Below are 1489 nucleotides of genomic sequence, written 5' to 3'. Positions count from 1 at the left end.
AGCTGGTCAAGCGCCGCGCTGACCTCGACGAGTTCGTCGTCGGGGTCGGGACCGCAGACGCCGGTGGAGCAACACATCGCTTCTTCGTACAGGGTGAGTTCGGTCATGATTGAGTCGGATCGTCGTCGATCGTCTGAGCTATCGTTCGCGACGAAGGGTATTACCGAGTCCTCGTGCGACCAATACGCTTGAACAAACTCTCATATAATTATAAACCCTTCGATAGGGCCACTCATCAAGAATATGCGAAACTACGTTTTTATATCGTCTAGAACGGTTATACTGTCGATATCTACTCTCTGTGTACGTCAGCGAGGTACGATCAAACGTGTCCTATTTGAAGGCATCATGAATCGCATAGCATACCCAGACAACAGATACGTGTCGGTCCATAACGCTTAATCTCACATTGGTTCAATTGTGTGTATGTCATCGACCGAGCGTTTACAGCGGTACGTCGCCGACGAATGTGGCTCCTGTACGGATGAAGACCTCGCCGACCGGTTAGCGGAGCTAGAAGAACTGAACGAGAGTGTCGGCGGGTCCGACCTGGAGACCGATATTGAGCTGCTGTCGGCGCTCGGCAACGAGACGCGATACAAGATCGTCCGGATGCTTCACGCGGCTGACGACGATGAGCTGTGCGTCTGCGAACTCTCGCCGCTGCTGGACGTGAGCGACAGCGCGATCAGCCACGCCCTCTCGAAGCTCACCGACGCCGGCCTCGTCACGCGCCGAAAGGAAGGCAAGTGGCGGATGTATCGCGCCACGCCGCGCGCAAACGCGGTCCTCGTTGCGCTCGACGGGTCGCGGTCGCTGTAAGAAGGGTCCCGGCTCAGAGGAGGCCGGCGAAGATGGTGTTGAACAGCACGCCGACAGTGATCCCGATCGTCACCACCGTCGTCGCGTAGATCGCGAGTAGTCGACGCTCGAACAGCTTGTTCAGGAGGATCAGGTTCGGGATGCTGATCCCCGCGCCGCCGATGACGAACGCGATCACCGTTCCGATCGGGATCCCCGCCTCAGTGAGCGAGTGCGCGATCGGCAGCATTCCGCTGATGCTCACGTAGATCGGCGCACCGGCGAGCGCGGCGATCGGCGTCGCGAGCGGGTTCCCCGGCCCGGCGATCTGTTGGAGAAACTCTGCCGGTACGGCGCCGTGGATCAGCGCGCCAATCGCGATCCCGACGGCAATGTACGGGAGTGTGTCGCGGAAGAAGGAGAGCGCGCCCTCACCCGCGGCGGTCACGCGTTCCTTGTGGGTTCTGTTCGTCGCCGTTGTCCCGCACTCGCTACACCCGCCAGCGTCGGCCGCCCCCGACGCGTCCGAGAGAGTCGCTCCGCCGTCGGTCGCGATCTCGCGACCGCCCGCAGTGATCCGGACGTCCTTGATGTACCCGTCGAGTTCGAACGTCCCGATGATGAGTCCCGCGACGATCGCCGCGAGCAGCGCCGTCGTCACGTACGCGACGGTCACGCCGGTCCCGAA

3 protein-coding genes are annotated in these 1489 nt (G+C 61.0%); 1 reads left to right on the top strand and 2 read right to left on the bottom strand.

The genetic code is table 11. The features are described 5' to 3' along the window. Window positions 1–107, bottom strand: a 107-nt coding sequence (locus tag FN829_RS15700) for an arsenic metallochaperone ArsD family protein (protein ID WP_142987859.1), incomplete at its 3' end; no start/stop codon positions are given. Window positions 108–426: 319 nt separating this feature from the next. On the opposite strand from FN829_RS15700, the gene FN829_RS15695 reads away from it, so the two are divergent. Continuing rightward, window positions 427–822: an ArsR/SmtB family transcription factor gene (locus FN829_RS15695; RefSeq protein WP_142987861.1), complete on the top strand. Its 396-nt coding sequence runs from the start codon at window positions 427–429 to the stop codon at window positions 820–822. A 13-nt stretch (window positions 823–835) separates the two neighbouring features. Here FN829_RS15695 and FN829_RS15690 read toward each other — a convergent pair. Continuing rightward, window positions 836–1489, bottom strand: a 654-nt coding sequence (locus tag FN829_RS15690) for a permease (protein ID WP_142987860.1), incomplete at its 5' end; no start/stop codon positions are given.

Source organism: Halorubrum cibi (assembly GCF_900182635.1).
In the GTDB taxonomy this organism is placed as follows: Archaea; Halobacteriota; Halobacteria; order Halobacteriales; family Haloferacaceae; genus Halorubrum; species Halorubrum cibi.
This window is presented reverse-complemented; position numbering and strand designations above follow the sequence as displayed.